This is a genomic window from Acetobacter sp. DsW_063 (genome assembly GCF_002153745.1).
GTDB lineage: Bacteria > Pseudomonadota > Alphaproteobacteria > Acetobacterales > Acetobacteraceae > Acetobacter.
Window position 1 is genome coordinate 1 of record NZ_JOPL01000083.1, and the last position, 5,704, is coordinate 5,704.

General features: G+C 64.4%; 9 protein-coding genes. All 9 read right to left on the reverse strand.

Annotated elements, in window-relative coordinates; genetic code table 11:
• Window positions 1-1,125: hypothetical protein (locus HK28_RS10885; RefSeq protein ID WP_086644600.1), on the reverse strand; the 1,125-nt coding region annotated here is incomplete at its 3' end.
• Window positions 1,122-1,328 (reverse strand): hypothetical protein, encoded by a 207-nt coding sequence (locus tag HK28_RS10890; protein ID WP_086644601.1) that lies wholly within the window; start codon window positions 1,326-1,328, stop codon window positions 1,122-1,124. The genes HK28_RS10890 and HK28_RS10885, both read right to left, overlap by 4 nt.
• Window positions 1,325-1,933: a hypothetical protein gene (locus HK28_RS10895; protein WP_086644602.1), complete on the reverse strand. Its 609-nt coding sequence runs from the start codon at window positions 1,931-1,933 to the stop codon at window positions 1,325-1,327. Before HK28_RS10895 ends, HK28_RS10890 begins: the two co-directional genes overlap by 4 nt.
• Window positions 1,933-2,355, reverse strand: coding sequence for a DUF1320 domain-containing protein (locus HK28_RS10900; protein WP_086644603.1), 423 nt, complete (start codon window positions 2,353-2,355; stop codon window positions 1,933-1,935). Before HK28_RS10900 ends, HK28_RS10895 begins: the two co-directional genes overlap by 1 nt.
• Entirely contained in the window at window positions 2,355-2,603 is a 249-nt protein-coding gene (locus HK28_RS10905) for a hypothetical protein (RefSeq protein WP_086644604.1), read from the reverse strand. Before HK28_RS10905 ends, HK28_RS10900 begins: the two co-directional genes overlap by 1 nt.
• A 1-nt stretch (window position 2,604) precedes the next feature.
• Entirely contained in the window at window positions 2,605-3,549 is a 945-nt protein-coding gene (locus tag HK28_RS10910) for a Mu-like prophage major head subunit gpT family protein (protein WP_086644605.1), read from the reverse strand.
• A 10-nt stretch (window positions 3,550-3,559) separates the two neighbouring features.
• Window positions 3,560-4,009, reverse strand: coding sequence for a hypothetical protein (locus tag HK28_RS10915; RefSeq protein ID WP_086644606.1), 450 nt, complete (start codon window positions 4,007-4,009; stop codon window positions 3,560-3,562).
• Window positions 4,010-4,996, reverse strand: a complete 987-nt coding sequence (locus tag HK28_RS10920; protein WP_086644607.1) for a phage protease — start codon at window positions 4,994-4,996, stop codon at window positions 4,010-4,012.
• Between the two features lie 224 nt (window positions 4,997-5,220).
• On the reverse strand, window positions 5,221-5,704 hold a 484-nt coding region (locus tag HK28_RS10925; protein ID WP_086644608.1), incomplete at its 5' end, for a phage virion morphogenesis protein.

A 5,704-nucleotide genomic window follows, 5' to 3' on the forward strand; every position in this document is an offset into this window, starting at 1 on the left:
GGTCTGGTTTGTGGTGATCGCGCGCTCGATCGTGACGGTTCCGTCCTGTCCGACGAGGAACGTGCTCATGCCGGTCGACAGCAACTGCTGACGCATGTCCATATCGAACCGATCGGCGTCGTCGGGACCGAGCCCCGCAAGCGCCGTCAACTCCAGCCCGCGCAACTGACGCGACGGGTCGGTATTCAGGGCCGCGCTGGCGACCGCCGCATAGGACGCAGCAGCGACCGCAGGCTCAAACAGAGCGCCGTTCGCGGGCAACACCGTCAGGAATCGGGAATTGAGGGTGTCGCCCAATGCCAGCGCCTGACTGTATGTCATGCGCGTCGAGACGTAACCCTGCGCATCCAGCTTCACCATTGCGTTGAAACGCCTGGACAGTTCGGTCGCGAAGGTCGTGAGATTGGCCTGATCGTATAGGCAGGACGCGATATCAGTGTACCACGTATGCGACGTCGCCGTGATCGCCGGGCTCATATCCGGCCACCCGGCGCCAGGCGTGGTCGCCGCAATCGTGAACGACACGCCCGCAGTCGTATCCTCGGAAAGCGTGCTCTGTCGCACGTCAATATCCGACGTCCACCCGCCTTTCTCCGTGGCGGTCAAAGTCAGCGCTCCGGTCGTGGCCGACACCGCGCACGTTACCCCCGTCTGCGTCTGCAGCGCCGCCGTGAAGGAGGCCGCAATCGCTGCCCCAAGCGCCGCTGCGGTCATTCCCGCAGTCACTGCCGTCGCGATCCGGACGCCGTTTACCTGCAGGGCGACCTGTCCGGCGACCGCTGACGTCGAGAGAACAGGCGTGACTGTCCAGACTGCCGAGGCGCTGCCGCTCGCGGACGCCACGAGGACGAGATCAAGAGCGGTGTAAGGCGCATCGGTGTTGAACGCCTTGACGGCGCGCGCGGCGACCGTTTCAGGCCCCGCCAGCACGGACGCCAGGGAGGGCGTGACGTTGCGATAGACCGCGCCCGCGACGCCCGCACCGGAGCCGAGCACACCGATGATCAGCGCCCGAAGCGGCACGCCCGTGACCGAATTGTTTGACGTGCCGTTGGCGACTTCCGCGTATGCGCCCGGAACTTTCCAGCCGGACGGAATTTCGTTGAATGAGATCGTGCCGCTCATTTCGCGATAGCCTTCTTCTCGGTCTCTGACGTCGCGACGGGCGCGACTTCAGGCTTTGCCTCAGACTTCACCGGCACGATGTCCTTCCATCGTAACAGCGCCGCCCAGAACACGTTCTTTTCGTCGACCTGAAACTCGCCGGTCATTTCCCGGCCGCTCTGGTCCTTCACCTTTCGACCCTCGGCGGGCGTCACGGTAATCATGCGTCGTCCCTCACATTGAAAATGGTCTGCGGCATGTCTTCGCCCGCCTCGTTCCACGTCTCGCCCAGGCGCAGAAAATCATCGAGCTGCGCGATAGCTTCCGCGTCATCGAGCGCCACATCCTCGAACACGGCCGACACGCCGATGATCGCGCACCGATCGTCGAGCCAGTCGGCCGCTTCGGGCAGAGAAATATCGCCGACGACACATCGTCCGACGCCCGGAAGCGTCCAGCCATGCAGAAAGGCCGGAAGAATGGCCGAAACACCTGCGACGCCCATTCCGCGCAGCTGCTGCGTTCCGAAAAACAGCGCCTCGGGATCGGTATGGCGAACCACGCCGAAAACCGGAAACGACAGGTTCCCACGAAAGGTCTGCCCGACGCGCGCGCTCGGTTTCCATGACTGGAACGCGATCAGGATCGACTGATCCACGCGCAAGACCTCTTCCCACGTCTTCCTCGACGCGCTCGGCGGCATCATCCGGTGACGGAAATATGCAGGCGGAAACGCCAGCTCCAGCCTCGCCCGAAGCGCGCGCGCCGCCTTCGCGATGACGTTTCCGTCGCGCAGGAGAACGGGATAAGCCTCCTCTGAGAGCGCCATCAGAAGCACCTCGTATCGGACAACCCGGGTCGCCGCGCCGCGAACCGCGACCATTCGCCGCTGCGATCGGCGGCAACCGCATTGTCCAGCGTCGCGCGACCAGCGCCGATATCCGCAAGCCACGTCTGGGCGTCTTTCCGGTCGGCGCGCATCTGGTCGGTCGGCGTCAGCCGGTCGGACGTCGCCAGCGCGTAACGCGCCAGCTTGCAACAGGCATGCTTCAGAACCGGGAGAACCGGATTAACCGGCACCACGTAGCGGCGGATCAGATAGGAATCGATCAGGCTGGACGCATCATCGAGCGCCTGCTCCACACGCCCCTGATTGAGCGTGTCCAGCGGTTCGTCCCGCGACGCCGTCGCCGCCACAAGCTCGTCGAGCCCATAGCGCGAGATCATGTCTGCGACGGTCGCGTAGGCCATCAGTTTACCTTGATGACCTCGAACTGCGGATCAGCCGCGATGGCGTCGATCTGCCCGTCCGTCAGTTCGCCGTCCGCATAGACCGCGAGCGGCTTATGCGTGATGCCCGCACGACGAAAGTCCGGAATGCGACAGACGACGATCACGTCGCCGCTTTTCGCCTCGATGCCGCCACCATGGCCGAGAACGCGCGCGCCCCCAGCGTCCGGAGCGGAGTTTTCGGCTTTCGCCTTGGGAGGAACAGCCATCTTACGCTCCAGCCGTGAGAGACAGACGAGGCGCGACGATGAAATCCGCCGCTCCGCGCCATGGGTTGCTGACCGTCACCGTCGTCGACGATCCGGTGCTGGGCACAAATTCGGCGTTCAGCAAAAGCCGCACCGTGCTTTCCAGATTGCTCGGGACCACCAGCAGATTCGGACGGATGCCATAGGGAGTGCCGTCCTTCCGGCGCAGCGACGCCATGGCCGTCAGCGCGTCCTGAAACGAGGCCGCGGAAAGCGGCCGGTTCGATGTATAGGCCAGCTGCCACATGCCGACGCCTGCGGCGCAACGGCCGTCGGTTCCCCAGATAAATTCATTACCGTTGAAAACGTTGCCCTCGGAAAGCTGGGTTTTCGCGGTCAGCACGAACGGACGCCGCGTCTGGAAGATCATCGGCTTGAGCGGACGCGTCGTGTCGAACAGATACCAGCGCGCCCCGGCCGTCTCGCCCGACGCCAACGCGCCGATATTCGAATACGCGACGGGCTTGCCGTTCTCGTCCCAGGTCTGGTGGTCGGTGTCGAAGAAGTTCTGCCCGTCCATGCAGATCGTCGTCTTGCCAGCCATCAGCGCGTCGAACACCAGCTCGTCCGGCATGACCGAAGCGTTGTAGCCCAGCTGCTCGATGGCTGGCGTCAGAACGCCGAACTGGTCGTCTTCCAGATCCTCGCGACGAATGGCGATCGTCTGCTCAAACGTGCGGTTCGTGATCCGGAAGCCACCGACCTTCAGCCGTTCGATCTCGCGCTGGCCGACCCACTCGCGCAGGCCGCCGATCTCGGCGATGCGCGGATAGAAGTTTTCGCCCGCGCTGCTTGCCACCGTCATCGAGAATCGCTGATACAGCGACGGCGCGACCGTCAGATACTGGTTGAACGACGTGTTGATCTTCGTCGTCAGCGCGTTGACGTTTCCCGCGTTGATATCCATGTCAGTCGCCTCAGGAGATCAGGACGAAGGCGTTTCCCGCCTCGTCAATGCCGGCGATCGTGCCGACCTCGAGCCGGGCCGTTCCGCCCGACGGGGTTTCGGTGAGCGAGACCGTCGCGTCATCCACCGCGTAGACGGGCTCTCCGACGCTCGCCCAGGTCGGGGCGGTGTCGAACGTCAGCGCCCAGCAGCCTTTTTGCGGCCAAAGCGACGGCGCGATGCCGACGGCCGGCGCCAGACCGGACGAGCCCGTATTGTCCACCTGACGGTCAGCAAGACCGACGATCGCAACCATGGGCGACGCAGGGGACGCGGTCTGCGGCAGCACAACCGTGCCGTCATCGCAAACGACGCAGAGAGAGCCACGAAACACCTTCACGCCGGATGCGACCGTGTGCGGAAATTCCGGTCCGTGCGGCACCTTTTTTTCGAGATAGACCGCGTCAGAGGTCAACGGCATTTACTTGCCCTCCTTACCGGCGTCGGCCTTGATGCCGAGCCCGGCGTCCATTTTCGCCAGCAGCTCCGCCGCGACGCCGCCCTGCGTGGTCGCACGCGCGGCTCCGCCCTGCGTGTGCATCACGACGTTCGCGTCAGGGACAGGGACGAGACCGGACACGATCTTTTCAGCCAGATCCGGATTCTGCGCGTGCAACGTGACCAGTTCGTCGCGGAGCTGGTCGGAGATGACGCGCTCGCGGCCTTTCGCCTCGACCCATGCGGCCGATCCGGCTTTCGTCAGCTGCTCGATTTGCGTGCGCAGACCCTCGATCTGCTGCTGGGCGTGCGTGCTCACGCCCTCCTGTCGCGCCCGCAGCCCGGTCACGATGGCCTCGGCCCCAGAGGTTGCGGGCACGCCGGCCAGTTCGGCGGCGCGGGCGTGCAGCGACAGACCGTCACGCGCGCGGGTCAGCGCCTGCGTGACGTCGTTCTCCGTCGCATCTGCTGGCAAACCCAGCAGACGCGCGACTTCAGCGCGATCCATGCGCGTGTTCTCCGTCTGTGATGAGTGAAGATGTGTGAGGTCGAGATTCGGAAGGTTCGTCAGGCTCGCCCGTGCGATCCGCGTCACCGAGCCTCTGGCGTCGGTCGCGAAAGCGGGGCTGACCCCACGATAGAGATGGCCCGCGACCATGTCGGAGCCGACGCTCGTCCAGTCGACGCGCCCCCAGATCCCGTCATCGCGGGACTGCAATTCGACAATCCACCCCGCCGCCGGAGCGGAGCCGCCCGTAACCGCCGCGCGATCGGCGGCATGATTTTCGTCGAGCAGCAGCTTGCCGCTCTGCATCGAATGCAGGATCAGCGCATTGGCGTTCTCCACGCGATAGGGACCACGCCCGTCCGCTCCCCGGAACTCTCCGGCCGGGAGCAAATGAATCCATTCGGGCGCCGTATCAGCGGACCCGACCGGGAGCATTGCGTGGTATTGAAGAAGGGGAGGCATGGCGGCCAACCTGCCGGAACGGAAAACTGGCGCTAATGCTCAAATCCTTGAGCGCCCCGCCGAGAGCGATTCCGCACGCTCCTGATGCCAGAAATTGCGCCCCGCGCACAATCGCCACAGAGCCGCCGCCGACAGACCGATCGCTACGATGGGGGGCGCGAAGCCCTTAAACCCGCACAGCCCCCTCTTAGCCGCTCTTAAACGCTATCTTAGCCGCCGGGGCGTCACCCACGCATGGCCCGCGCGAGATATTCCTCCAGTTCGCCCAGCAGCGCGTCACGGTCCTCTGACGTAAATCCGAGATAGGGACGCTCGGGGATGAACACGCTCTGAACGTGAAAGCGAAGACCACCCATCGAGAATGTGAGCGCCGGGGCTGTCCTGGGAAATATCCATCCGCCAAGCTGGTGGATGCGGGCGTATTCCTTTTTCGACCCCCAGACCAGCGTATTGCCACGCACCTGAGATACAATGCTCGCGGCAAGGCCATCGCGGAAGCCTCCGCGCCCGATCAGGATTGACGGACCTTCTTTTGTGCTGCGGTAGAGTGGGTTGAGCGGTGCGTAAGACCACCAAAGGACGCCGCGTGGATCGACGCCCCTTTCCATACGTCGTTGTGTGTTCCGCACCACCGCGACGCCCAGCGCGCCAAGCACTCCCGAAGGATCGCGTCCGATCGCCGCCACACGTCCCAGCGCCGCCTGAATG

Coding starts and splice junctions, on each gene's coding strand:
- HK28_RS10890 (WP_086644601.1), bottom strand. CDS start 1,328: ATGATTACCGTGACGCCCGCCGAGGGTCGAAAGGTGAAGGACCAGAGC.
- HK28_RS10915 (WP_086644606.1), bottom strand. CDS start 4,009: ATGCCGTTGACCTCTGACGCGGTCTATCTCGAAAAAAAGGTGCCGCAC.
- HK28_RS10895 (WP_086644602.1), bottom strand. CDS start 1,933: ATGGCGCTCTCAGAGGAGGCTTATCCCGTTCTCCTGCGCGACGGAAAC.
- HK28_RS10920 (WP_086644607.1), bottom strand. CDS start 4,996: ATGCCTCCCCTTCTTCAATACCACGCAATGCTCCCGGTCGGGTCCGCT.
- HK28_RS10900 (WP_086644603.1), bottom strand. CDS start 2,355: ATGGCCTACGCGACCGTCGCAGACATGATCTCGCGCTATGGGCTCGAC.
- HK28_RS10910 (WP_086644605.1), bottom strand. CDS start 3,549: ATGGATATCAACGCGGGAAACGTCAACGCGCTGACGACGAAGATCAAC.
- HK28_RS10905 (WP_086644604.1), bottom strand. CDS start 2,603: ATGGCTGTTCCTCCCAAGGCGAAAGCCGAAAACTCCGCTCCGGACGCT.